Consider the following 24,459-nt stretch of genomic DNA (forward strand, 5'->3'; position numbering starts at 1 on the left):
TCTTTGCGCCGCTGCCTCTCTTCCTGCGGCCATTGTCTGTTTTCTGGAGTCTGCCTTGCGTCTGTTTCACACCTCCGATTGGCACCTGGGGCAAAACCTCCACGGCCAGGATCGCGACTTCGAACACGCCTGCTTCCTTGATTGGCTGCTGCGTCAGTTGGCCAGCGAAAAGCCCGACGCGCTGCTGATCGCCGGCGATATCTTCGACACCGTCAACCCACCGGTCAAAGCTCAGGAGCGCCTCTACGATTTCATCGTCAGCGCCCACGAACAGAACGCCAACCTGACCATCGTCATGATCGCCGGCAACCACGACTCCGGGTCACGCATCGAATTGCCGGCGCCGTTGATGCGCCGCTTGCGCACCCATGCCCTGGGCCGTGTCCTGTGGCTGGACGATGGACAACTCGACGTCGAGCGCCTGTTGCTGCCATTGCCTGATGCCAAGGGGAAAGTCCGGGGCTGGTGCCTGGCCTTGCCGTTCCTGCGGCCGGCCGAGGTCACGGGCGCACAATTGGGGGATGATTATTTGCGGGGCATCGGCCAGGTACATGAATGGCTGATTGCCGCCGCCAACGCCAAGCGCAAGAAGGGCCAGGCGCTGATCGCCGTCAGCCATGCGCACATGGCCGGCGGCTCGGTATCGGAAGATTCCGAGCGCAGCCTGATCATCGGCAACGCCGAAGCCCTCCCGGCCAGCCTGTTCGGCCCGAGCATCACTTATGTCGCCCTTGGCCACTTGCACAAGCCGCAGAAGGTCAACGGCGAGGAACGCATTCGCTACAGCGGATCGCCGATTCCATTGTCGTTTTCCGAGATCGGCTATCGACACCAGATCCTCGACATCACCCTGGACGGCGAAACCCTGGTGAACGTCGAACCACGGCTGATTCCCCGCGCCGTCAACTTGCAACGCCTGGGCCCGGCACCGCTGACCGATATCCTGGTGCAACTCAACGATCTGCCGGACATCGACCTGCTGGCAGACATTCATCGCCAGCCCTGGCTGGAAGTCCGGGTCCGCCTCGATGAACCGCAGCCGGACCTGCGACATCAAGTGGAAACCGCGCTGCAAGGCAAAGCCGTGCGACTGGTACGGATCGCCGCCGAGTACGCCGGAAGCGGCAGCTCCAGCGATGCCGACGAGCGTGCGGGGCTGATCGAACTGGACCAGCTCAGCCCACAGGAACTGTTCAGCCGCGCCTGGCAGGACACCTACGGCAGCGCGGTGGATGACCAGACCCTCAAGGATTTTGCCGTGCTGTTGCAAGATGTGCAGATGGAGAGCGAACAGCCATGAAAATCCTCGCCATCCGCCTCAAGAACCTCGCCTCTTTGGCCGGGCCATTCGAAATCGATTTCACCGCCGAACCCTTGGCCAGCGCCGGCCTGTTCGCCATCACCGGCCCTACGGGCGCAGGCAAGAGCACTTTGCTCGATGCCTTGTGCCTGGCGTTGTTTGGCGCGGTACCCCGCCTGAACAACACCGGTCGTGACGCCAAGGTGCCCGATGCCGACGGCGAAATCGCCACGGGCGATCCGCGCACGCTACTGCGCCGGGGTACCGGCGATGGGTATGCCGAAGTGGATTTCCGCGGCATCGACGGTCGCCGCTACCGAGCCCGCTGGGAGACCAATCGGGCCCGGGAAAAAGCCGCCGGCAAGCTGCAAGCCAGCCGCCAGAGCCTGCGGGACCTGGATAATGACCAACTGCTTGCCAGCCAGAAAGGCGAATACAAAGCGCAACTGGAAGCCGTCCTCGGCCTGAACTTCGAACAGTTCACCCGTGCCGTGCTGCTGGCCCAGAGCGAATTCAGCGCCTTCCTCAAGGCCGACGACAACGACCGCAGCGAATTGCTGGAAAAGCTCACCGACACCGCCCTGTATACGCGCCTCGGCCGCCGCGCCTTCGACAAGGCCAAGCAGGCCAAGGAAACCCACAAGCAGTTGCAGGACCAAGCCAGCGGCGTCACGCCACTGCCTCCCGAAGCCCGCGCCGAGCTGGACCAGCGTTTCAATGAAGCCCAGCAGCAACTCAAGACCCAACAGGCGCAGCTCAAGCAACTGGAGCAACAACAAGCCTGGCTCAAGGACCTGCGCCAGCTGGAGGATGAACAGGCCAGCGCCGTCGAGCAACTGCAACAGGCCCAGGCCGATTGGGACGCGCAGGCCGACGGACGCCTGAAGCTGATCCGCCTGGAACAGCTCGCGCCCCAGCGGCATCAGTTCATCCGCCAAGCGGAACTGACCCGACAGCTCGACCCGCTGGCGGCCAGGATCCAGCAGTTGACCCAGCAGCAGGTCGAGCTGCATGAACGGCAAGCCGAGCTGGAAAAAAGCCTGGGCGTCGCGCAACTGGCCCTGGCCGCCGCTCGCCAGCAAAGCATCGACTGCACGCCGCTGCTACGCCAGGCCTTCGATGAACAAAGCAGCCTCGCCCGCCTGACCAAGGAGGTCGAACAAAGCGCCGAGCAGTTGCGGCAGGCCCAACAGGCTGGCACCGACGGCCAGCGCACCCTCGACACCTTGCTGGAGCAACAAAAACAGGTCGGCGAGCGCCTTGGGCAGATCGCGACCGAACTGGAACAAAGCACCGGCCTCGCGCCGCTGGGCGACGCCTGGGGCGCTTATCGAGATCGCCTCCAGCAACTGATGCAGATCGGCAATCGGTTGAACCAGGGCCAGGACGAACTCGCGCTGCTGGAGCAAAACGCCGCTCGCGCCGCCGAAGACCTGGCAGCCCGCCGGCAGAATCTCGAAGTACTCTACAAGGAGGCCGGCGCCGAACCGCAGGCGGTGGCCGAACAGATCCAATTGCTCGGCAATCTGCTGCAGGACAACCGCAAGCAGTTGCGCGCGTTCGAAGACCTGGCTCGGCTTTGGATCAGCCAGCAGGACCTGGACAAACGTGTCGTCGAACTGGAACAACGCCAGCAACGCGCCTTGCAGGAACGCGACCGACTGGTGCGCGAAGGCGGCGAAGCCAAGGCCGAGCTGGCAATTGCCGAACAGACTTGGACCGTGACCCGCGAACTGCTGGAACGCCAGCGCCTGGCCCGCAGCGAAAGCGTCGAGCAACTGCGCGAACAGCTGCAGGACAACCACCCTTGCCCGGTGTGCGGCAGCATTGAACATCCCTACCACCAACCCGAAGCGCTGCTGCAAAGCCTCGGGCGCTTCGATGAAAGCGAACAGGCCAACGCCCGCAAGGCCGTGGACCTGCTCAATGAAAAAGTCATTGACCTGCGGGCCCGATACAGCGGCGTCATCGCCCAGCTCAAGGAGTTCAAGCAACAGCAGGAACAACTCGCCGACCAACAGCGTGGCCTGGCGCCAAGCCTTGAAGCGCACCCATTGTCGGCGCAGCTGCTGGCCCAGGATTCGCCCAAGCGCGACGCCTGGCTGGCCCAGCAAACCGGACAGCTGAACCAACTCATCAGCCAGGACGAACAGCGCCAAGCCGCCTTGCTCACCTTGCAACAGGACGCCGCGCGACTGGCGCAGCAACTGCGCGATGCAGAAACAGCCAGCCAGCAAGCCTCACAGCACTTGAACAATCAGCTCCAGGCACTGGCCCGGGATCGCCAGCGCCTGGACGAGGAGCTTGAGCACTTCAGCGCGCTCTTGCCGGCCGACACATTACAGGCCCTGCGCAGTGAACCGGCCACCACGTTCATCCAGCTCGATCAGCGTATCAGCCAGCGCCTCGCGCACCTGGAACAGCAACGCGAAGAGCTCGCCGAGCAACTTCAGCGTCAGCAGGTCGTGGAGAAAGAACAGGACCGCCAGCAGGTCCGCGTGCAGCAATTGGAATTGGCGCAGCGCCAGTCCAGTGCCCTGAACGAGCAACACCAGGCCTGCCAGGAAAAACTAAGCCAACTGCTCGGCGACCACAGCAGCGCCGAGCAGTGGCAGCAACGACTCGACCTGGCGCTGGAACAGGCGCGCCACGCCGAGGCAACCGCCAATCAACAGTTGCAGGATCTGCGCAACAGCCTTGTGCAATTGGCTGCCGAGCTCAAGGCCCGGTATGAACAGGCCCAGGCCCTTGAGGCTGAACAACAGGCCTTGGCCGCGAGCATCGCCCAATGGCGCAGCGCCCACCCTGAACTGGACGATGCCGCACTCGATGCCCTGATCAGCCTTGATGAGCAGCACGTCGCCCAATTGCGACAACGCCTGAGCAACAGCGATAAAGCGATCGAGCAGGCCCGTGTATTGCTCACCGAGCGCGAGCAGCGGCTGCAAAACCACCAGTCGCAACACAACGGCAACTTGCAGGCCGACCAGTTGGCCGAAGCCCTGGCCACGCTTCAGGGGCAGTTCGCCGCCAGCGAACAACGCTGTGCTGAGCTGCGTGCCGAACAGGCCGAGGACCAGCGCCGACAAAACGCCAACCAGGCTCTGGTCCAGCAGATCGAGCAGGCCTATGCCGAGTACCAACGCTGGGCACGCCTGGACGCATTGATCGGCTCGGCCACCGGCGACCGTTTCCGCAAACTGGCCCAGGCGTATAACCTTGACTTGCTGGTCCACCACGCCAACGCCCAGTTGCGACAATTGGTTCGCCGCTACCGACTCAAGCGCGGCGGCAGCATGCTCGGCCTGCTGGTGATGGACACGGAAATGGGCGATGAATTGCGCTCGGTGCATTCGTTGTCCGGCGGGGAAACCTTCCTTGTCTCCCTTGCCCTGGCGCTGGGCCTGGCCTCGATGGCGTCCAACACGCTGAGAATCGAATCGCTGTTCATCGACGAAGGCTTCGGCAGCCTCGATCCCGAGTCGCTGCAACTGGCAATGGACGCTCTTGACGGTTTGCAGGCCCAGGGCCGCAAGGTCGCGGTCATCTCCCATGTGCAGGAAATGCATGAGCGGATCCCGGTGCAGATCCAGGTTCGCCGTCAAGGAAACGGTTTGAGCACGGTGGAGGTGAAATGAGCCACGCCACGCTGTACTCCTTCCGCCGCTGCCCCTACGCGATGCGCGCCCGCATGGCGCTGCGCTACAGCGGTATCGCGCTGGATATCGTCGAAGTCAGCCTCAAGGCCAAGCCACCCGAAATGCTTGCACTGTCGAGCAAAGGCACCGTGCCGGTGTTGCATGCCGACGGGCAAGTCATCGATGAAAGCCTTGAGATCATGCGCTGGGCCTTGGACCAACATGACCCGCAGGATTGGGGGCTGGCGAACGACCCCGAAAAGCGTGCGTTGACGGCAACCTTGGTGGAAGAAAACGACCAGGTCTTCAAGCTCCATCTGAACCGCTACAAATACCCGGAGCGCCATCCCGAACACTCGGCAGCCCATTATAGGAGCGAGGGCGAAGTCTTTCTGTGCAAGCTGGAAGGACTGCTCGAAACCCGGAAATTCCTGGCCTCGGGTCACCTGAGCCTGGCGGACGTGGCGCTGATGCCGTTCGTGCGCCAATTCGCCCATGTCGACCGCCAGTGGTTCGCCCAGGCGCCCTACCCTCGGCTGCAGGAATGGTTGCAGGGTCTGCTCGATTCAGAGCTGTTCGTGGCAATCATGGCCAAGTAAGTCCTGGGCCGGTGCGTACGCTTTTGTGGCGAGGCAGCTTGCTCCGTCGCCACAAAAGCTGAACCTATCAGTCGTGAACCAGACTCAACAACCGCTCGCGAGCCACTTCCAGTTCACCGGGAACGGGCTGGGCAGCCGAGACAATCGGGGTGGAATAGAGAAACAGCAGCATCACTGCCAGACGCATCGCCATGGTGTCGATCCTTATCAGTAAGGAGTCAATTAACTAGCGTCAAATTTAAACACATGGCCATGTGATATCACAACGGGATTTTTCTTCCCGCAACGACGAAGCCTGCGATCTTTTCTCTCCCTGGCATCAAGCAGGAAAACGAAAAGATCGCAGGCTTCAGTGGTCAGCGTGTTTCAGTGTTGAGTCTTGTGATCCAGCGCGGCGTAGAAATTCGCGCTTTGCTGCAGGTATTTCTCGGTGTAGCTCTGGGTGCGGTTTTTCTTGTCGCTGATCTCGATACTGGCACTGGCGGGCAATGCCACAGTGGCGGAGATGGCGGAAGCGGCGATTACGGAAAAAAGATTCAGGTTCATGGCGGTAGTCCTCGGATTCAGTTGGCTGCTTTGCCCGGTGGGGCCGTGAAGCAAACTTACGCGCCGAGGCGTCTCGCCTTGAAATGCTTTGTAATACTAGCGACTATCAGCCTCGTTGATACAACGGCGCAGGCCCCGAAAATCGGGGCCTGCGCTTCATTGACGAACCATGAATTTCACGTCGCTCGGTGCATCCATCGGCAGCTTCTGGACAGTTTTGCCCAGCAGGCCCGTCTTGGGATCGCGCTCGATGACGACGATCTGATTACTCTTCTGATTGGCGACCAAGATGAATTTTTCGCTCGGATCGAGGCTGAACTCCCGGGGATGATCACCTTCGACGGAGCGACGCTGCAGTTCCTTCAAGGTGCCGGAGGCCGGGTCGACGGCGAACACCAACATTTCGTTGGTGGTGCCACGGTTGCTGACGTACAGGAACTTGCCGTCCCTGGAAGCATGCAGCGCTGCTGCCGCTTTACCGGGCTGGGGCTTTCCGTCGGCCAGATCGACCAGCTGACGCTGAACCAGGCGACCGTCCTGGTAATCGAATACCGCGACCTGGGCGGTCATCTCCATGGTCAGCCAGGCGTGCTTGCCGTCGCCACTGAACAACAGATGGCGCGGCCCGCTACCCGGTGGCAACTGCACGAACGGCGGATCGGCAGGCGTCAGCGGCAGTTCGGGGTTGGCCTTGGGGTCGTAGCGATAGACGAACACCTTGTCCGCCCCCAGGTCATTGGCGAACACATACTTGCCATCGGGTGACGGCACCGCGGAATGCACATGACCGGACTTCTGCCGCTCGGGATTGACCCGACTCGGCTGGTGGCTGCCCGACTGCACCACCGGCGCCAGCTTGCCGTCCGCGCCCACCGGCAGCACCACCAGGGTGCCACCCGGGTTTTCCAGGACCGAGTAGTTACTGACCAACAAATGCTGGCCATCGTGGCTCAAGCTGGAATGCGTCGGCTCGTTGCCCAGGGATTGCACCTGGTTGATCGGGCTCAGCTCATGGGTCTTGGGGTCGATGGCGTAGCTGCTGACCTTGCCCACCGGGTCTTTCTGGCCCGGCCCGTTTTCGTTGACCACGAACAACCGGGTCATGTCCTTGGAAAGGGTCAGCCAGGAAGGGTTGTGGGTCTTGATCACTTGCAACGGGTTGGCATCGAGCTGGCCGGTGCGGCTGTCGAACTGCAGCCGGTAGATGCCCTGGCTCTGGCCCGCCGTGTAGGACCCCACCAGCAATTGATAATGCTCGGTAGTCTGCGCCTGGACGCCCATGGCGCCGACGCTGCCGGCCATCAACAAGGGCCAGAAACTACGCATCTTCATGATCGGAGTCCTCATCGTCGTGGCCGCTGGTCGCTTCCACGCATTCAAGGTGGTGATCGCCCGAGTCGCTGGTGATGATCCAGTGCTTCAGGGCTTTGTCGAAGGTCGCGGCCTGCATCTGCGTCGGTGTAAAACGCCAATGCTCGAGGGTGCGGCCGTTCATGCACTCGACGTGCAACTGATCCTGCTCGTCGAGGGAAAAATCGAAAGCATGCAGCCCGTCGATAATCAGCATGTCGCAGTGTTCGAGGGCGTGCAGCAGGGTGTCGTTCAAGGCAGTCATGTCGATCAGTCGTTCATTGGGAAAGGCGGCATGATAACCCAATGTCAGAGTGGGCCTTGGGCCATAAGGTTCGAAAGCGTCGTGGCTTGCAAAAACCGCCATCGCAAGCAAGCTCGCGATGGCGGCAGCCCATTCACCTCAATGAAACCGCCTGGTCGTCAAAGTGCCTCGCGCCCCGGCACCCCATCCACCAACCGCAGGATCCCCAGCGGGTTGGCGTTTTTCAGTGGTTCGGGCAGCAGGTTGTCCGGGTAGTTCTGGAAGCACACCGGGCGCAGGAACCGATCGATCGCCAGCGTACCCACCGAGGTGCCGCGGGCATCGGACGTCGCCGGGTAAGGCCCACCGTGCACCATCGAATCGCACACCTCGACGCCGGTCGGATAACCGTTGAGCAAGATGCGCCCGACCTTCTGCTCCAGCAGCGGGGTCAGTTCGGCGAACTGTTCGAAATCCGCCGGCTCGCCAATCATCGTGGCGGTGAGTTGGCCGTGCAGGCCGTTCAACGCAGCGGTCAGTTGCGCCTGGTCAGCGACTTCGACGAACACCGTGGTCGGGCCGAAGACCTCTTCCTGCAGCGCCTCGTCGCCGTTGATCAACAGGCTGGCGTCAGCCTTGAACAACTGCGGCTGGGCCTGGTTGCCTTGCTGATCGCGACCGGCCAGGTGTTCGATACCTGGGTGAGCCAGGAGTTTTTGCAGCCCCTTGCCGTAGCTTTGCAGCGTACCGGCATTGAGCATGGTCTGCGGTGCCTGGTCGCCGATCAGCGCAGCCACTTGCTGGGTGAAGGCGGTGAATTGCGGCGAGCGGATACCAATCACCAGGCCGGGGTTGGTGCAGAACTGGCCGCACCCTTGTACCACCGAAGCGGTCAGGTCGCGGGCAACGCTCTCGGCACGGTTTTTCAAGGCCTGTGGCAACACGATCACCGGGTTGATGCTCGACATTTCGGCGAACACCGGGATCGGCTGGGGCCGCGCCGCCGCCATGTCGCACAGCGCACGTCCGCCCTTGAGGGAACCGGTGAAACCGACTGCCTGGATCGACGGATGCTTGACCAGCCATTCGCCGACGCCACCGCCGTAGATCATGTTGAACACGCCAGCCGGCATCGAGGTTTTCTCCGCCGCGCGAATGATCGCATCGGCCACGTGTTCGGCGGTTGCCATGTGGCCGCTGTGGGCCTTGAACACGACCGGGCAACCGGCGGCCAGCGCGGCGGCGGTATCACCACCGGCAGTGGAAAATGCCAGCGGGAAGTTGCTGGCGCCGAACACCGCCACCGGTCCCAGGCCGATGCGGTATTGACGCAGGTCCGGGCGCGGCAGCGGCGTGCGTTCCGGCAAGGCCCGGTCGATGCGGGCGCCGTAGAAGTCGCCACGGCGCAGGACCTTGGCGAACAGACGCATCTGGCCACTGGTGCGACCGCGCTCGCCCTGGATGCGCGCCGCTGGCAGTGCGGTTTCGCGGCAGACCACGGCGACGAATTCATCGCCCAAGGCATCCAGCTCATCGGCGATGGCGTCGAGGAACTCTGCCCGACGCGCAGCGCTCAGGCTGCGATAGGCTGGATACGCCGCCGCAGCGGCCTTGGCGGCGGCGTCGACCTCTTCTGCCGTGGCCTGGACAAATTCATGGGGCAAAGCCTCGCCGGTGCTGGCGTCGACGCTCTGCAGGCGAGTCTGGCCGGCTGCGCTACGCGCGCCGCCGATGTAGTTGTGGCCAAGGATCTGGTTCATCGCAAGTCTCCTTTCAAAGTGTGCCGATAGTACCCGGATTGAATACCGCGTCCACCGGGGCAATGCCATTGACCAGCGGCGCGCCGAATTCGGCCTGGCTGATCTCGAACACATCCCCCGGCTGGGTGCGAATGCCGTCGGCGAAGGACAGCGTCGCGGTGCCGAAGAAATGAACGTGCACGTCGCCGGGACGCAGGAACTGGCTGTACTTGAAGTGATGGAACTCCAGGTTTTCGAGGCTGTGGCACATGTTCGCCTCGCCGCTGAGGAATTCGTTCTGCCACAGCACTTCACCGTTGCGCAGGATACGACTGGTCCCGGACAGATGTTGAGGCAATTCACCGACGCGAAGTTCCGGGCCAAAGCTGCAACTGCGCAGTTTCGAATGGGCCAGGTAAAGGTAGTTCTTGCGTTCCATGACGTGATCGGAAAATTCGTTGCCTACCGCAAAGCCCAGGCGATAAGGCTTGCCGTCGTGGCCGATGACGTACAGGCCGCTGATCTCCGGCTCTTCGCCAGCGTCTTCGGCAAACGGTGGCAGTGGAAACGGATGGCCCGGACGGACCACGATGCTGCCGTCACCCTTGTAGAACCATTCCGGCTGCACGCCGGCCTGCCCCGCCTGTGGCTTGCCGCCCTCCACGCCCCACTTGAAGATGCGCATGGTGTCGGTCATGGTCGCTTCGTCGCCGGCTTGCTGGTGCATTTTGTCCCGGGCCGAAGCACTGCCCAGGTGAGTCAGGCCGGTGCCGCTGACCAACAGGTGCGCCGGGTCCGGGTGATCCAGCGGTGGCAGGATGCGCAGTTCGCCCAGCAATTGCGCGTAGTCATGGCTCGCCCCAAGGCCCAGGCCGTTGACCTGCTGCTCGAGCTTCACGCCTGCTTCGATGGCGGCCAGCGCCAGGTCGCGAACCGTGTTGGCGCCCTGCACTTCGCGCACCTGCTCGCCATCGACGACACCGACGCGGCGTTCGCCGTTACTCAATTCGAACTGAACTAAACGCATGGGTTTTCTCCCTGTAAACAAAACTTGAATAGGCGTAGCAGGCTTTTTAAAGCTGTCTTTCACAATTGCCGTCAGTTCAGGTACGCGTCGCCCCGCGGGCACTCGCCGCAAACTGGTCCGCCGGCAACACATGCTTGCGCTCCAGCAGGCGGTAGACCACGCCGGTCAGCACCAGGCCGAACACCATCACACAGGACAGGAAATACAGCCCCGAGGCCAGGTTGCCGGTGTATTCCTTCAACGCACCGATCACGAACGGCCCGATGTAGCCACCGAGGTTGCCCACCGAGTTGATCAACGCAATGCCCGCCGCCGCACTGGCGCCGGCAAAGAACCGTCCCGGCAAGGTCCAGAACACTGCCGTGCAGGAAAACAGCGCGAACGCCACCAGGCATAATGCCGCCAGTTGCAACACCGGCACCGACAGCCAGGCACTCAGGAACAGGCCGATGGCACCGAGCACGTACAGCACGGCAAGGTGACCGTAGCGGTCATTCAAGCGGTCGGAGCTGCGTGGAATAATCAGCAGGCCGACGATCCCGAAGATATACGGCACGGAAGAGACGAAACCGGTGACCAGATCACTGCCACCGAACTGCTTGATCAGCGTCGGCAACCACAAGCCCAGGCCATAGATGCTCAAGGTGACTGGCAAGTAGAACAGCGCCAGCAGCAGGACACGCTTGTCTTTGAGCGCATGGAGCGGATTGCCGTGGCGGGTCTGGCCGTATTCCTGCAGGTCTTTTTGCAGCTCACCGGTCAGCCAGTCCTTCTCGGCCTGGTCCATCCATTTCACCTGTTGCGGGCCGTCCGGCAGGTAGCGCAGCACCGGCCAGGTCAACAGCACCGCCGGCAGGCCGATGACGATGAACAGCCATTGCCAACCGTGCAGGCCAAGGATGCCATCCATGCCCAGCAAGCCACCGGACACCGGGCCGGTGATCATCATCGCGATGGGTTGGGAAAGAATGAACAGCCCGAGGATCTTGCCGCGATGGCGCACCGGGAACCATTGGGTGATGTAGTACAGCACGCCGGGGAAGAACCCGGCTTCGGCTGCGCCCAGCAAAAAGCGCATCACATAGAAGCTGTAGGGCCCTTGCACGAAGGCCATGCCGATGGTGATCGCGCCCCAGGTGATCATGATCCGGGCGAACCAGCGCCGGGCACCGAAGCGTTCGAGCATCAGGTTGCTGGGAATTTCCAGCAGGAAGTAACCGATGAAAAACAGCCCTGCACCCAAGCCATAGGCGGCGTCGCCAATGCCGATGTCGGCGCCCATGTGCAGCTTGGCAAAGCCTACCGCAGAGCGGTCCACGTAGGCGATCAGGTACAGCAGGATCAGGAAGGGAATCAGTTTGAGAGTGATGCGACGAATAAGCCGCAATTCCTGGCTCATGGGACCGGTCTCCGATTGTTGTTGTTATAGAACCTTGGGGGATTTCTCTCGCGTATGACGCCAGGACAATCCCTCCGTTGAACCGGACTATATAGTAATACTATTTACCCAACAACACTTCCAAACTGCACAAATTGCGCTTATGTTACGCTTCAGCTCGAACAATATAGTCATACAATAAGAGAATCGATCATGTCTGATAAGAAACCCTCCCTGCGCTCGGCCCAATGGTTTGGCACTGCCGACAAGAATGGCTTCATGTACCGCAGCTGGATGAAAAATCAGGGCATCGCCGACCATCAGTTCCATGGCAAGCCGATCATCGGCATTTGCAACACCTGGTCGGAGCTGACGCCGTGCAACGCGCACTTCCGGCAGATCGCCGAGCACGTCAAGCGCGGCGTGATCGAGGCCGGGGGCTTCCCGGTGGAATTCCCGGTGTTCTCCAACGGCGAATCGAACCTGCGCCCCACCGCCATGCTGACCCGCAACCTGGCGAGCATGGACGTGGAAGAGGCGATTCGCGGCAACCCGATTGACGGCGTGGTTTTGCTTACCGGTTGCGACAAGACCACCCCAGCATTGCTGATGGGCGCCGCCAGTTGCGACGTGCCAGCCATCGTCGTCACCGGTGGGCCGATGCTCAACGGCAAGCACAAAGGCCAGGATATCGGCTCGGGCACCGTGGTCTGGCAGTTGAGTGAACAGGTCAAGGCCGGCACCATCACCATCGACGACTTCCTCGCGGCCGAGGGCGGCATGTCCCGCTCGGCCGGTACCTGCAACACCATGGGCACGGCCTCGACCATGGCCTGCATGGCCGAAGCCCTTGGCACTTCACTGCCCCACAACGCGGCGATTCCCGCCGTGGATGCACGCCGTTATGTGCTGGCCCATATGTCCGGCATGCGCGCGGTGGAAATGGTCCGTGAAGACCTGAAACTGTCGAAGATCCTGACCAAGGAAGCCTTCGAAAACGCCATCCGCGTCAACGCCGCCATCGGCGGTTCGACCAACGCGGTTATCCACCTCAAGGCCATCGCCGGACGCATTGGCGTGCAGCTGGACCTGGACGACTGGACCCGCATCGGTCGCGGCATGCCGACCATCGTCGACCTGCAACCGTCCGGGCGCTTCCTGATGGAAGAGTTCTACTACGCCGGCGGCCTGCCCGCGGTGCTGCGGCGTCTCGGCGAAGCCAACCTCATTCCGCACCCGAATGCATTGACCGTCAACGGCAAGAGCCTCGGTGAAAATACCAAGGACGCGCCGATCTACGGCCAGGACGAAGTCATCCGCACGCTGGACAATCCGATCCGCGCCGATGGCGGCATCTGCGTACTGCGCGGCAACCTGGCGCCGTTGGGCGCAGTGCTCAAGCCATCCGCCGCCACGCCGGAGTTGATGCAGCATCGTGGCCGCGCGGTGGTGTTCGAGAACTTCGACGAGTACAAGGCACGGATCAACGACCCGGAACTGGACGTCGACGCCGACTCGATCCTGGTAATGAAGAATTGCGGGCCAAAGGGTTATCCGGGCATGGCTGAAGTGGGCAACATGGGCTTGCCGGCCAAGCTGTTGGCCCAAGGCGTAACGGACATGGTGCGTATTTCCGACGCACGCATGAGCGGCACCGCCTACGGCACCGTGGTCCTGCACGTAGCACCGGAAGCGGCAGCCGGCGGTCCTTTGGCTGCCGTGAAAGAAGGCGACTGGATCGAACTCGACTGTGCCAGCGGCCGCCTGCACCTGGACATCCCGGACGCCGAACTCGCCGCGCGCCTGGCTGACCTGGCGCCGCCGCAGCAATTGCTCGTAGGCGGCTACCGCCAGCTGTACATCGACCATGTGCTGCAAGCGGACCAGGGTTGCGATTTCGACTTCCTGGTGGGCTGCCGCGGCGCCGAGGTGCCGCGTCACTCTCACTGACCCAACAAAACGCCCCTTGTGCGAGCCTGCTCATGAAGCGGCTGAACATTCAACATCGAAGTTGACTGTCGCATGGACTATGGCGAGGGAGCTTGCTCCCTCGCCACAAGGTCACTGAGACCCAAGGGTTCAACCTGATGAATGTCCGCCGCGCCTGCTATCATGCGCAGCACTTCCCTCGCCGACAGGATCGCGCCGCGTCCCATGGATTACCGCAAACCCTCCGACCGCAAAAGCATGCATTCGCGCATCGTCCAGGAACTGGGCATGCAGATCGTTTCCGGGCGCTTCAAGCCGGACGATAAATTGCCCGCCGAGGCCTTGTTGTGCGAAGAGTATGCGGTCAGCCGGCCGGTGCTACGCGAAGCCACGCGCGTGCTGGTCGCCAAGGGCCTGGTGTATTCGCGTCCTCGCGTGGGCACCGTGGTCAAGGCCCGTCGGGAATGGCACATGCTCGACCCGGACGTGCTGCACTGGTTGATGCAAAGCAGCCCGCAGAATGAGTTCTTCGGCCTGCTGACCAGCGTGCGCAGCATCATCGAGCCGGCCGCCGCGGCCCTCGCCGCCCAGTTCGCCACCGACGAAGACATCGCCGCCATCAACGAAGCCTACCAGCGCATGGAAGCCGCCCCGACGCCCGAGGCGCTGCTGCAACCGGACCTGGATTTCCATAGCCGCATCGCCGACGCAACCCATAACGATCTGCTCGCCAACCTCTGCAACATGTTGTCGGTGGCGATCGCCGAAGCGCTGAAGCACTCCAACCAGCGGCCCAACCTGCATGAACTGGCGATGCCGCGGCACAAGGCGATCCTCACCGCCATCGAGAACCGCGACGCCCTCGGTGCGCGCCACGCCACGCTGGTGCAACTGGACGATGCACGCAGCGCATTGAACGTGGTGCTGGGCAGCGATACCACCCAGGCCTGACACAACGCCCGCGCCACCGGTGGTATTTATATACCGCACGCGGGGAAAGGGAATCCCGACACTTGACTCTCGTCGTCATCCCGACGGCCGTGAGTTTTGGAAAAGGATTTCTTATGACCTCGCTCTCAGCAGCTGAAAGCGCCCCCACCTTCGAACAGAACGTCAGTCAGCAGTTTGCCGGTCGTCCGACCTTCGAGCGGCTTACGCAACAGATGCTCGAACAAGCCATCAAGGCAAGATACCCCTCGCTGGTCATCGATCTGGCCCGCACCCACCTGGCTATGCCGGATGCGGCCGCCCAAGGCTGGAGCTTCAAGCCGTTCATGCCTTTGGTGCTCGACTACCTGGCCCTCGGCACCCCGTTGGACTTCAGTTCCAACGGCAATTTCGCCTGTTATCTCTCCGACACGATTCCACGCCGCCTCCGGCCCGATGTCGGGAACCTGGACATCAAGGTGATTGAAAAGCTGGTGCTCGAGCTGCCTTGGACAGTGCCCATCGGGTTTGGCGACGCATTGGCTCGCTATTGGAATACCGACATCGCCAGCAGCCCCAAACCTGACGCCGGTGTTCACAACAGCCGCTGGCTATGGCTTAGCGACTCACTCAAGAACAGGTTGCATATCCAGGGTCTGAAACAGCCGGGATTGTCTGAACCGGCACGCGAAGCCCTGGACCAGATCGTCCGTTGGCCAGACCGTGGGCAACGCTTCAGCCACAATGTTCCACCGGTCTATGCCTACAGCCTGGCAAGCACCCTCACCGAGGGCACGTCCAATACCGTGCTGCCCAGCAGCGACATCCTGCTGCTCCACTACACCCAGAGCGGCCTGGTCATCTTGCTGTGCAGCGCCGGCGGTGCCGTGCAGCCCTTCGACTCGATCGAATCCTTTGACAATCACTGGCGTGCGCAGATCGCCGACCGTTATGTCGTCGACACCATTACCTGCAATCGCTACGAGATTGACGGCAACGCCTTCGATACCCAGGCTGCCATGGTATTGGAGCAGCAATTGGTCGACTTGAAGGCGGTCACGTTACCTTCCAGCATTGGCGTGCACGACCTCAAGGCGCTCTACTGGGAGCTGAGCGATCCAGCTCGGTACTTGCGCGACTTCCTCGATTCTGCCGCAGACACCACGACACAACTCAGGCCGCTACTTCCCCAATGGCTGAAGAACGCAGCCCTTGCCGATCAGATGAGCTTCCAGCGCTACAGCCTGGCATTGGCCAGCGTGAAGAAACGCGATCAAGGCCGAGTCCATCTCAACGACATCCGGACCTTCACCGCTGACGCCCTGCTGGCGCGGATGCAGCAAACCAACGACAGCAGCCCTGCCAAGGTCCCATCCCGCTCATTTCATCCCGACGATATTGAACTGACGTTCACGGTCTCGGCGGGGTACCCGGGGACCGTGGGTATCAGCGAGAAAAGGACCATGAACCTGACCCAGCTGGCCATCGACAATCTGATCTCGCGCCCCAGTGGCCATCTGAAGCTCAGCCATCGCCTGGGCCTGGCGTTGCCGGCGTGGTTGACGCCAGACTTGATTACCCGCACCGGCGGACTGATCGAGCAGGTGGATATCGGTACGGCCTATCCTCGCTACCTGCAACAGGAATTGCTGGGCGACTCGTCGCAAGCGCAGGCACACCAGCGGATATTTGCCGAACAGATCTCGGCGCACCTGCCGCTCGAAGCGCTGCAAAACACACTGAATCACGAAAACGGCATGACCCGCCAAGGGCTGCGCCGCGTAGAGGCGGTCCTGCAACCCAACGCCGAGGACCGGCAGGTCGACGGACATCTCGTGGTCATCCGGCACTTGGCCTTCCTGCGCGAGCCCCATGCCCGGCCCGATGTCGTCGGTAATATGTTCATCATCGAGGCGAAAGACGTCACAGCCGGTCCGCACGTGTTGTATCGCCCGCTCTATGCGCCTGCACTGCTGGAGTTCCCGACACGCCAGGCACTGTTGCAAGCGGTCGCCAGCGCCGGGGACCTGCAACACAGCGTCCTGACCTGGCTGTCCGATACCGCCCGCCCTATATACGCCAACGGTGGCTTCGCCGAGCCGCACATCGTGCGGTTCTTCCAGGGCGACGAATTCAGCGTGCCCGAGAAACCCGCTCCGGCCACGCTCGCCATCAACGGTGGCGACGATGAACTGTTGCAGTACCTGGCCAATGGCAAGTTGCTGGAGTACCTCTACGGCTGCAATGCCCAAGCCCTGATCACCCAGGCCGACCGCAATTCAGTCTCCAACAGTGAAAGCCGCTGGGCAGTGCTGCTCAAAGGCGGCAGCCTGCTGTTCAACACGCTGCTGTTTCCGCTGCTGCGCGGCCCGGCCATGGCCAGCGTCTGGCTGTGGAGCCTGATGGCCAGCGCCAGCCAGGACATCCCAGCGCTGATCAGCGACGATCCGGCGACACGGGAGCTGGCCGCCGTCGACTTCCTGGTCAACCTGGCCATGCTGGTGAGCCAGCTGTCGTCGGTCCGTGCGCCTTCGCTTGTCCCCGTGTCCGAATCCACCAAGAACCAGGCGTTGCGCGCCCCCGCCAGGCGCGTTGCCGTTGAGCAATGGCCCAGTCTGTCCCTGCCGAAGATTATGGAGGGCACGGTTGCCTTGCCAGGCGCTGAAATGCCAGGCGCCCTCCTCGATTTCGATTTCGCCAATGCCCGTGACCGACTGACGCCAGAACAACGTACGCAACTGCGGCGCATGCGAATACCGCGGCCCGCGGTACTGCCGGCACCCATCGACCAAGGTCCATTCACAGGCCTGTACGTGATCGATAACGCCTGGCACGCGCTGGTTGAAGGTCACCTGTATCGAGTCGACACCGAATCGGACGGCAGCGTAACGGTCATCGATCCGACCACCACGTCACGCCGGGGACCGTCGTTGCGATCGGATGGCCAAGGTACCTGGTCCATGGATTTGCGCCTGCGCCTGCGAGGGGGGATGCCGCCCAAGCGCATGGTCGAGCAGCGTCGCCTCAATGCGCAAAGAACAATCGAGCTGATCAATGAACTGGCCGCCTTCACGGCGCAACAAAGCAAACAACAAGATGCTTTGGATATCGCCCAGGCGGTCATGACGAGAGTCGAAGGAGGTTCTTATACCGAGGCGCAACGCGCACCGAAACGCAAGGTGTTCTATGACCTGCTTGTCGAGCAGACCGACGCCTATTTGAAGCTGCTCGACAGCGCACCTGAGCGCGCCAGGCTGGGGATCGCATTACCTTCAGGTAGCCTTCCTGTACTGATGGAAAACGTCGTTAAAAACGCCCGTAAAGCGTTCCTCGTTAACGAAGCGGAATATGTCGCCATTAATGCAGCCCACCCTCAATTTGATCAACCGTCTGCGGTGGTAGAGGCCGTCAGGCAAGATTTTCAAGGCTATGTGAAGTTTCTCGACGCGATCAGCGACATCAATGACCGCAAGGTCCATTGGCTGGAGCTCAAGGATGAATATCTCAATAAATTGTTGAACCTGGACACTGCAGGCGCGCAGGTATTCGAACGCCTGACCCGAGACCGCCCGCTGGAAGAACCCAGTGCAACGGGCACCAAGGCCTTGCAGTTGGCGACTCTTCCGGTGCTGGCAATCAAACACGGCGAATCTGATCTGCCCGACAGCCTGTACCGAATTGTCCGCCCGCTGGGGAAGCATGTTCGCACCCACTCGGAGCTACGGCTGTACGATTTATCTCCTTCGGATCAGCTTCGAGTACTGGAGAGTTTGACCGAGCACTACGGCGAAGCCTTGGATGCACTGCAAGGGATGAAAACCTTATATGCCGAGGATATCCATGAAGCCTATTTCGACAGGCTGGTCGATCTGGTCAAGGGCCTCTATGAAGAGGTGTCAGGGAAGCTTGCGGCAGAAATCAAACCGCAGCCAAAGCCGAGCAAGCGGCAGCCGAGACGTCCGCAGGTATCGGCGGGGCGCCCCCGCAAAGAAGTGATCAATACCCGAAACAGCGGTGTGCTGATCGGTGATCTGAAACCGGCCGGCAGCACATTGCCGATCGAGGTCGTCGAGCTGCGCTCCGAGGTCGATGACCAAGTGATCGCGACCTATTCACGCCATGACGACGTATGGGACGTCGTGGAGGTAGAGCGACCGGCACCCGTGCCAAGAACCCGGGCCATCAAGACGATCAAGGGTGATGCGCAAAAACTGCTCGAACAGTTGGATAACCGCCTACGCCGGGCAGAAAGCTATAAAGCACGTTGCCGTCATCCCAAGGAAATCGAAGAGATCCTGGACAACGAGGCGAGTCGCTACCGCACGCTCTCAGCGGAACTCGACAGGGCTTTCACGGTTTCAGGAACATCCCCCTCCCCGGCGGATCAAGCCTTGAGCCAGCAATTGTCCCAGGCTATTTCCAGCCTGACCACAAAGGGCGCCGCGCTGCGCACCGAATTGAGCCTGAAATTGCCGCCCACCGATGGCAACCTCCGATACCTGTTTGGAAAAAAGCTGATACACGTTGCGCGCCTTGGCGAGCGCAAGGCCTTGAAAGGAACCCGCAAGGATTTCCTCCAGGAGTACGCCATCAACGACGTTGACGGCTTTCCCCTCTGGTATGCGCATTTTCACTACGAAACGGCCGAGACGCCAAAAGCCGACTACAGCGTCGCGCATCTGAAAACCAAGGAGCAACGTCGGGAGCACTATCACTCAATGCTGGCCAAGGCTCAGAGCCCCTATGCCGTGGTGAATGTGCACCGTGGTCAGATTGGCAAATTCCTGGCGCGCGACAAGTTCTTACCGTTAGCGCCTTGATCAAGACGAGAAGCCGCCGTTCCGGGACGGCGGCTTTTGCCTTCATCATCTGCTTGAGCTCTGCGCCCTAAGCCTGCGCTTCAGCCTCAGCCTCGACAAGGTGGTATCTATGTACCGCCCGCACGAAAAAGGGCAATCGATACTGGTTGCGTCGTCAATCCCGGCGACCTGAACCAGGAAAAGGATTTCCCATGACTTCGCCTGCTACGGCTGACAGTGCCGCTACGTTTACCCAAACCATCAGCCAACAGTTTGCCGATCGCCCGACCTTCGAAACAATCGCGCAGCAGCAACTCGAAAAAGCGATCAGGGCACGCTTTCCCACACTGGCCTTTGACCTTCCCACCCTTCAGTTGGCAGTGCCAAATGAGGCCGGCAATGGCTGGGTTGCCCGACCGTTCACGGCCCTGGTGCTTGATTATCTGGCCTGCGGCACACCCGTTGACTTCAGTTCAAGCGGCTCGTATGGCTGTTACCTGAGCATCGACTTTCCCAAACGCCTGCGTGACGCCGGCGGCAGGGTCCCGGACACCAGGATGATCGAAGCACTGTTATTCGAACTGCCCTGGACCCTGCCGATCGCACTGGAGGATGCGCTGACCCGCTACTGGAACGCCGAGATTGATGCCCATGACCATGCCAATCGCTGGCAATGGCTAGGCGATACGCTCAAGCATATTCTGCATATCCGTGGGCTCCGGCAACCGGGGCTCTCCGAGCCGGAACGCGACGCCCTGGACCAGGTCGCTCGATGGCCGGACCGCGAATACCGCTTCAGCCACAACAAGTCCCCGGTCTACGCCTATAGCCTGGAAAGCACTATCACCCGGGAAGGCAACAGCACCGTCTTGCCCGCCTCGGCGATCCTGCTGGAGCACTACACGATTCATGGCCTCGCCATCGTGCTCTGCAGTCCCGGCAACGCTGTGCGGTCCTTCGCGTCGATGGATGAATTCCACGCGTACTGGACCCGACGCATCGCCGACCGCTATGTCGTCGATACCGTCAGGTGCCAGCGCTACGAAATCGGCGGTAATGCCTTCGACACCCAGGCCGGCATGCTATTGGAACAACAACTGACCGACCTGCGCTCGGTGAAGTTGCCCTCCAAGATCGGTTGGCCAGACCTGAAAAAACTGTATGCCGACCTGAGCGATCCCACCCGATACCTGACCGACATTCCACAACCCACGCCACAGGCCGCGCAGCAAATGGCTGCCTTGCTGCCCGAATGGTTAAAGACAGCGCCCCTCGGGGACCAGACAACATTCCAGCACTACAGCCTGGCGCTGGCCGGTGCCAAGCAACGCAGCGATGGGCTGACCTTCCTCAGCGACATCAAGGACATCCGGACGTTTGCCGTAGACGCCCTGTCCCGCCGCCTGCAGCAGGCCAACGACAGCAGCCGGGCGAAGGTCCCGGCCAGCCACTTTCACCCTGACGATGTGACGCTGACCTACACCGTCGCCGCCGGATACCCGGGCGCCGTCGGCATCAGCGAACCCAGGGACATGAGCCTGACCACCCTGGCGATCGATAACCTGGTCGCCCGGCCCAGCGGGCGGGTAAGGCTCAGCCACCGCCAAGGCCTGGCGCTGCCTGAATGGCTGACGAACGATTTCATCACGGGCAAGAACGGCCTGATCGAACAAGTCGACATCGGCACGACCTATCCTCGATACCTGCAACGACAGCTGCTTGCTGATCTCGACCAAAGGGATGATCGCGAGCGACGGTTCGCCGAACAGATTCCACCCCAGATGTTGCTCGAAGCCCTCAAGCAGCTGCATAACCAGGAAAACGGCATGACTCGCCAGGGGCTGGACCTTCTCGAGGCCCTGTTTGCGCCTTCCGTCGAAGAACGACAAGTCGATGGCCGCCCCGTCGTGATCCGCCACCTGGCCTTGCAGCGAAAGCCTCACGCGACGCCGGACACCGTGCTCAACATGTTCGTGATCGAGTCTCAGGATCCGACCCAGGGCCCGCACCTGCTGTATCGACCACTCTACGAAACGTCCTTGCAGCAGTTTTCCTCTCGCCAGGCGCTGCTGGACGCAATCGCCACCGCCGGATCGCTGCAGGACAGCGTGCTGACCTGGTTGCCCGACTCCGCTCGGCTGGTCTATGCCAACGGCGGGATCAAGGAACCGCATGTCCTGCAGTTCCATCAGGGCGATGAGTTCGACATTCCCGATAAGCCCGCCCCGGCAACGCTTGCCCTCGACGAGGCCAGCAAGGAACTGCTGCAGTACCTGGGGAACGGTCGATTGATGCAGTACCTTTATGGCTGCAATGCCCACGCGCTGGTCACCCAAGCCGACCGGAGCTCGGTATCCAACAGCGAGAGCCGCTGGGCATTGCTGCTCAAGGGCGGCAACCTGCTGTTCAACACCCTGCTGTTCCCGCTGTTACGTGGCCCCGCCATGACCTGCGCCTGGCTGTTCAACTTGATGCTCAGTGCCCAGAACGACATCCCGGCACTGAGCAGCGACGACCCGGTGACCCGCGAACTCGCTGCTGTCGACCTGCTGCTGAACCTGGCCCTGCTGGCGACACAGACTCCTTCTTCGCGCGCGCCTGCCCGTGTGCCTGTGTCTGAAACAGCAATGGAGCAAGCGATGCGCCCTCCCGCGCCGCGCATCCCCGCGCAACAGTGGCCCGCCCCAACCGCGCCGACATTCAAGGAAAGCATCATCGCCTTGCCCGGCGAACTGTCCAAGGCGCCCGGCAAAGCCCTGGATTTCAGCTTCGCCAGCGCCCGCAATCGCCTGACACCCGAGCAACGAACCCAACTGCAAGGGATGCAGGTGAATCGGCCCGCCAAGCTACCCGAACCCATTACGTACGGACCGCTCAAGGGCTTGTACGTCATCGGTGCGAAATGGCACGCCATGGTTGAGCGAGCGCTATACCAGATCGACGTGGATGTGGACGACAACGTGAAGATCATCGACCCTCAGGACCCGAGCCGCGACGGCCCGATGCTGAAATCCGACGGCCGCGGCAACTGGACCATGGACCTGGACCTGCGCCTTCGCGGGGGCATGCCGAAGAGCCGTATCCAAGAACTCAAGGACCGGAAGAAAAAGCTCAACAAGGACCTTGACGACTTCCTGGCCAGCCAGGCAAGCCGAGCCGATGGCATTCAAAAAGCCCACCAGAAGGTCCACGACGGTGTGCCCCGCCAAGATGGCAAGCCTCCCAAAGACGAGACGGGTAAGGTGATCACGCCCGAGCAGCATCTACTCGACCGTCAAGAACTCTATGAGCTGCTGGAAACGCAAATAGCCAATCACTTGGGAATGCTCGCAAGCCAGGACGAGCGCAAGACCTTGCATGCGCAATTGGATCAACCTGTGGTGGTGATGATCACCAAGAGCATCATCCTGTATGCGGACGCAGCGTCTTCCCTGGTCAAGATGGACCAGGACGACCTCGTCAATGCTCATCCTGGGTTGGATGTATACCCGACCCCTGAACGCGTTCGAAGCAACGGTCCGGGCTTCTTAGACTTCCAGAAGAAAACGTTCTCGAACCGTGAGCGGGTTATTCACTGGCTGAACTTGAGAGATCAGCAGCTAGAGAACCTGCTGAATCTCGATGCAACCAGCGCTACCGATTTCGACCAATTGCTGCTGACTTTTGATAAGAAATACGATACAGCCCTAACGCTCCAGGATGCGCAATTGGCTACGCTGCCGATATTGTCGGTCAAGACTATCGATTCCGACCTGTTGCAAACGCTGACTCGCATCATCCTGTCGTTGTCCAGCCAGATCAGCTCCCATTCCAATATCAAGCACTACACCTTGCCACCGCCGGAGCACCTGGCGGTACTGGAGAGCCTGACCGAGCAGTACGCAAAGGCATTGGATGCCCTGGATGTCGTGAAGACCCTCTATGTCGAGGACGTCGACGAAACCTATTTCGACAAGATGGTTTCGCTGCTCAAGGGTCTGTACGACGATGTCTCCGGGAAACTGGCGGCAGAGGTCAAGCCGGAGCCAACCTCTCGAAAACGCCCGGCGAAACCGCCGCTTGATCGCAAGAGAAAGCGGCTGATCATGACCCGCAAATCCGGCGTTCTGATCGGCGATGTCAAACCGGCCGGTACAAACGTGGACGTTGCTGGCGGGTCAAGCTTGCCCATTGAAGTCGTTGAGATCCACTCCGAAATCAACGGGGAAGTCCTCGAGACCTACTCCCGCCACGACGACGTATGGGACGTCGTCGAGGTAGAGCGACCGGCACCCGTGCCAAGAACCCGAGCCATCAAGACGATCAAGGGAGATGCGCAAAAACTGCTCGAACAGTTGGATAACCGCCTGCGCCGGGCTGAGAGTTATAAAACACGCTGTCGTCACCCTCAGGAAATCGAAGAGATCCTGGACAACGAGGCGAGTCGCTACCGCACGCTCTCGGCGGAACTCGACAGGGCTTTCACGGTTTCAGGAACGTTACCCTCGCCGGCGGATCAGGCCTTGAGCCAGCAATTGTCCCGGGCCATTTCCAGCCTGACCACCAAGGGCGCCGCGCTGCGCACCGAATTGAGCCTGAAATTGCCGCCCACCGATGGCAACCTCCGATACCTGTTTGAAAAAAAGCTGATACACGTCGCGCGCCTTGGCGAGCGCAAGGCCTTGAAAGGAACCCGCAAGGATTTCCTCCAGGAGTACGCCATCAACGACGTTGACGGCTTTCCCCTCTGGTATGCGCATTTTCACTACGAAACGGCCGAGACGCCAAAAGCCGACTACAGCGTCGCGCATCTGAAAACCAAGGAGCAACGTCGGGAGCACTATCACTCAATGCTGGCCAAGGCTCAGAGCCCCTATGCCGTGGTGAATGTGCACCGTGGTCAGATTGGCAAATTCCTGGCGCGCGACAAGTTCTTACCGTTAGCGCCTTGATCAAGACGAGAAGCCGCCGTTCCGGGACGGCGGCTTTTGCCTTCAATCGCTC

General features: G+C 61.2%; 14 protein-coding genes. 7 read left to right on the forward strand and 7 right to left on the reverse strand.

The annotated features are described in order from the left end of the window. The first annotated feature begins 55 nt into the window (after positions 1-55). The 3 genes from VQ575_RS14175 to VQ575_RS14185 are packed head-to-tail and all read left to right on the forward strand — an operon-like array spanning position 56 to position 5,537. A complete protein-coding gene (locus VQ575_RS14175; protein ID WP_198726300.1) occupies positions 56-1,300 on the forward strand; it encodes an exonuclease SbcCD subunit D C-terminal domain-containing protein in 1,245 nt (414 codons plus the stop codon). Next, the gene (locus VQ575_RS14180) at positions 1,297-4,938 is read left to right on the forward strand and encodes an AAA family ATPase (protein WP_325917728.1); all 3,642 of its coding nucleotides are present in this window, start codon (positions 1,297-1,299) and stop codon (positions 4,936-4,938) included. The genes VQ575_RS14175 and VQ575_RS14180 overlap by 4 nt, the downstream gene beginning before the upstream one ends. Continuing rightward, a complete protein-coding gene (locus VQ575_RS14185) occupies positions 4,935-5,537 on the forward strand; it encodes a glutathione S-transferase (RefSeq protein ID WP_039589971.1) in 603 nt (200 codons plus the stop codon). Before VQ575_RS14180 ends, VQ575_RS14185 begins: the two co-directional genes overlap by 4 nt. 67 nt (positions 5,538-5,604) lie before the next feature. Here the strand turns inward: VQ575_RS14185 and VQ575_RS14190 are convergent, their stop codons facing one another. From VQ575_RS14190 to VQ575_RS14220, 7 genes are all read right to left on the reverse strand, one after another. Beyond that, positions 5,605-5,730 carry a hypothetical protein gene (locus VQ575_RS14190; protein WP_268794852.1) on the reverse strand — a complete coding sequence of 42 codons (126 nt, stop codon included), beginning with the start codon at positions 5,728-5,730 and terminating at the stop codon, positions 5,605-5,607. 173 nt (positions 5,731-5,903) lie between these two features. Beyond that, entirely contained in the window at positions 5,904-6,083 is a 180-nt protein-coding gene (locus VQ575_RS14195; protein WP_018611529.1) for a hypothetical protein, read from the reverse strand. Positions 6,084-6,239: 156 nt separating this feature from the next. Continuing rightward, the gene (locus VQ575_RS14200; protein ID WP_039589968.1) at positions 6,240-7,415 is read right to left on the reverse strand and encodes a lactonase family protein; all 1,176 of its coding nucleotides are present in this window, start codon (positions 7,413-7,415) and stop codon (positions 6,240-6,242) included. Further along, positions 7,402-7,698, reverse strand: coding sequence for a DUF5629 family protein (locus VQ575_RS14205; RefSeq protein ID WP_198726304.1), 297 nt, complete (start codon positions 7,696-7,698; stop codon positions 7,402-7,404). The genes VQ575_RS14200 and VQ575_RS14205 overlap by 14 nt, the downstream gene beginning before the upstream one ends. A 158-nt stretch (positions 7,699-7,856) precedes the next feature. Then, complete coding sequence (locus VQ575_RS14210; RefSeq protein ID WP_045156358.1) at positions 7,857-9,437, reverse strand: aldehyde dehydrogenase (NADP(+)); 1,581 nt, start codon at positions 9,435-9,437, stop codon at positions 7,857-7,859. A gap of 13 nt (positions 9,438-9,450) precedes the next feature. Then, positions 9,451-10,443, reverse strand: coding sequence for an AraD1 family protein (araD1, locus tag VQ575_RS14215; RefSeq protein ID WP_045156357.1), 993 nt, complete (start codon positions 10,441-10,443; stop codon positions 9,451-9,453). A gap of 76 nt (positions 10,444-10,519) precedes the next feature. Continuing rightward, the gene (locus VQ575_RS14220; protein ID WP_039589963.1) at positions 10,520-11,842 is read right to left on the reverse strand and encodes an MFS transporter; all 1,323 of its coding nucleotides are present in this window, start codon (positions 11,840-11,842) and stop codon (positions 10,520-10,522) included. A gap of 192 nt (positions 11,843-12,034) precedes the next feature. Between VQ575_RS14220 and VQ575_RS14225 the strand changes: the two genes are divergently transcribed. The 4 genes from VQ575_RS14225 to VQ575_RS14240 all read left to right on the forward strand — a co-directional run bounded on the left by VQ575_RS14225 (position 12,035) and on the right by VQ575_RS14240 (position 24,407). Then, a complete protein-coding gene (locus VQ575_RS14225; protein ID WP_030142611.1) occupies positions 12,035-13,771 on the forward strand; it encodes an IlvD/Edd family dehydratase in 1,737 nt (578 codons plus the stop codon). Positions 13,772-13,975: 204 nt separating this feature from the next. After that, positions 13,976-14,701: a FadR/GntR family transcriptional regulator gene (locus VQ575_RS14230; protein WP_039589959.1), complete on the forward strand. Its 726-nt coding sequence runs from the start codon at positions 13,976-13,978 to the stop codon at positions 14,699-14,701. A gap of 113 nt (positions 14,702-14,814) precedes the next feature. Continuing rightward, positions 14,815-19,497, forward strand: a complete 4,683-nt coding sequence (locus tag VQ575_RS14235; RefSeq protein WP_325917730.1) for a dermonecrotic toxin domain-containing protein — start codon at positions 14,815-14,817, stop codon at positions 19,495-19,497. A gap of 191 nt (positions 19,498-19,688) precedes the next feature. Next, the gene (locus tag VQ575_RS14240) at positions 19,689-24,407 is read left to right on the forward strand and encodes a dermonecrotic toxin domain-containing protein (protein ID WP_325917732.1); all 4,719 of its coding nucleotides are present in this window, start codon (positions 19,689-19,691) and stop codon (positions 24,405-24,407) included. Positions 24,408-24,459: the final 52 nt, after the last annotated feature.

Origin of the sequence: Pseudomonas frederiksbergensis, from assembly GCF_035751725.1 — a bacterium.
In the GTDB taxonomy this organism is placed as follows: Bacteria; Pseudomonadota; Gammaproteobacteria; order Pseudomonadales; family Pseudomonadaceae; genus Aquipseudomonas; species Aquipseudomonas frederiksbergensis_A.

Excerpts from the sequence above, each read along its gene's own strand:
- VQ575_RS14220 (WP_039589963.1), bottom strand. The coding sequence starts at position 11,842 with ATGAGCCAGGAATTGCGGCTTATTCGTCGCATCACTCTCAAACTGATT.
- VQ575_RS14185 (WP_039589971.1), top strand. The coding sequence starts at position 4,935 with ATGAGCCACGCCACGCTGTACTCCTTCCGCCGCTGCCCCTACGCGATG.
- VQ575_RS14195 (WP_018611529.1), bottom strand. The coding sequence starts at position 6,083 with ATGAACCTGAATCTTTTTTCCGTAATCGCCGCTTCCGCCATCTCCGCC.
- VQ575_RS14235 (WP_325917730.1), top strand. The coding sequence starts at position 14,815 with ATGACCTCGCTCTCAGCAGCTGAAAGCGCCCCCACCTTCGAACAGAAC.
- VQ575_RS14230 (WP_039589959.1), top strand. The coding sequence starts at position 13,976 with ATGGATTACCGCAAACCCTCCGACCGCAAAAGCATGCATTCGCGCATC.
- VQ575_RS14210 (WP_045156358.1), bottom strand. The coding sequence starts at position 9,437 with ATGAACCAGATCCTTGGCCACAACTACATCGGCGGCGCGCGTAGCGCA.
- VQ575_RS14225 (WP_030142611.1), top strand. The coding sequence starts at position 12,035 with ATGTCTGATAAGAAACCCTCCCTGCGCTCGGCCCAATGGTTTGGCACT.
- araD1 (WP_045156357.1), bottom strand. The coding sequence starts at position 10,443 with ATGCGTTTAGTTCAGTTCGAATTGAGTAACGGCGAACGCCGCGTCGGT.
- VQ575_RS14205 (WP_198726304.1), bottom strand. The coding sequence starts at position 7,698 with ATGACTGCCTTGAACGACACCCTGCTGCACGCCCTCGAACACTGCGAC.
- VQ575_RS14240 (WP_325917732.1), top strand. The coding sequence starts at position 19,689 with ATGACTTCGCCTGCTACGGCTGACAGTGCCGCTACGTTTACCCAAACC.
- VQ575_RS14180 (WP_325917728.1), top strand. The coding sequence starts at position 1,297 with ATGAAAATCCTCGCCATCCGCCTCAAGAACCTCGCCTCTTTGGCCGGG.
- VQ575_RS14200 (WP_039589968.1), bottom strand. The coding sequence starts at position 7,415 with ATGAAGATGCGTAGTTTCTGGCCCTTGTTGATGGCCGGCAGCGTCGGC.
- VQ575_RS14190 (WP_268794852.1), bottom strand. The coding sequence starts at position 5,730 with ATGGCGATGCGTCTGGCAGTGATGCTGCTGTTTCTCTATTCCACCCCG.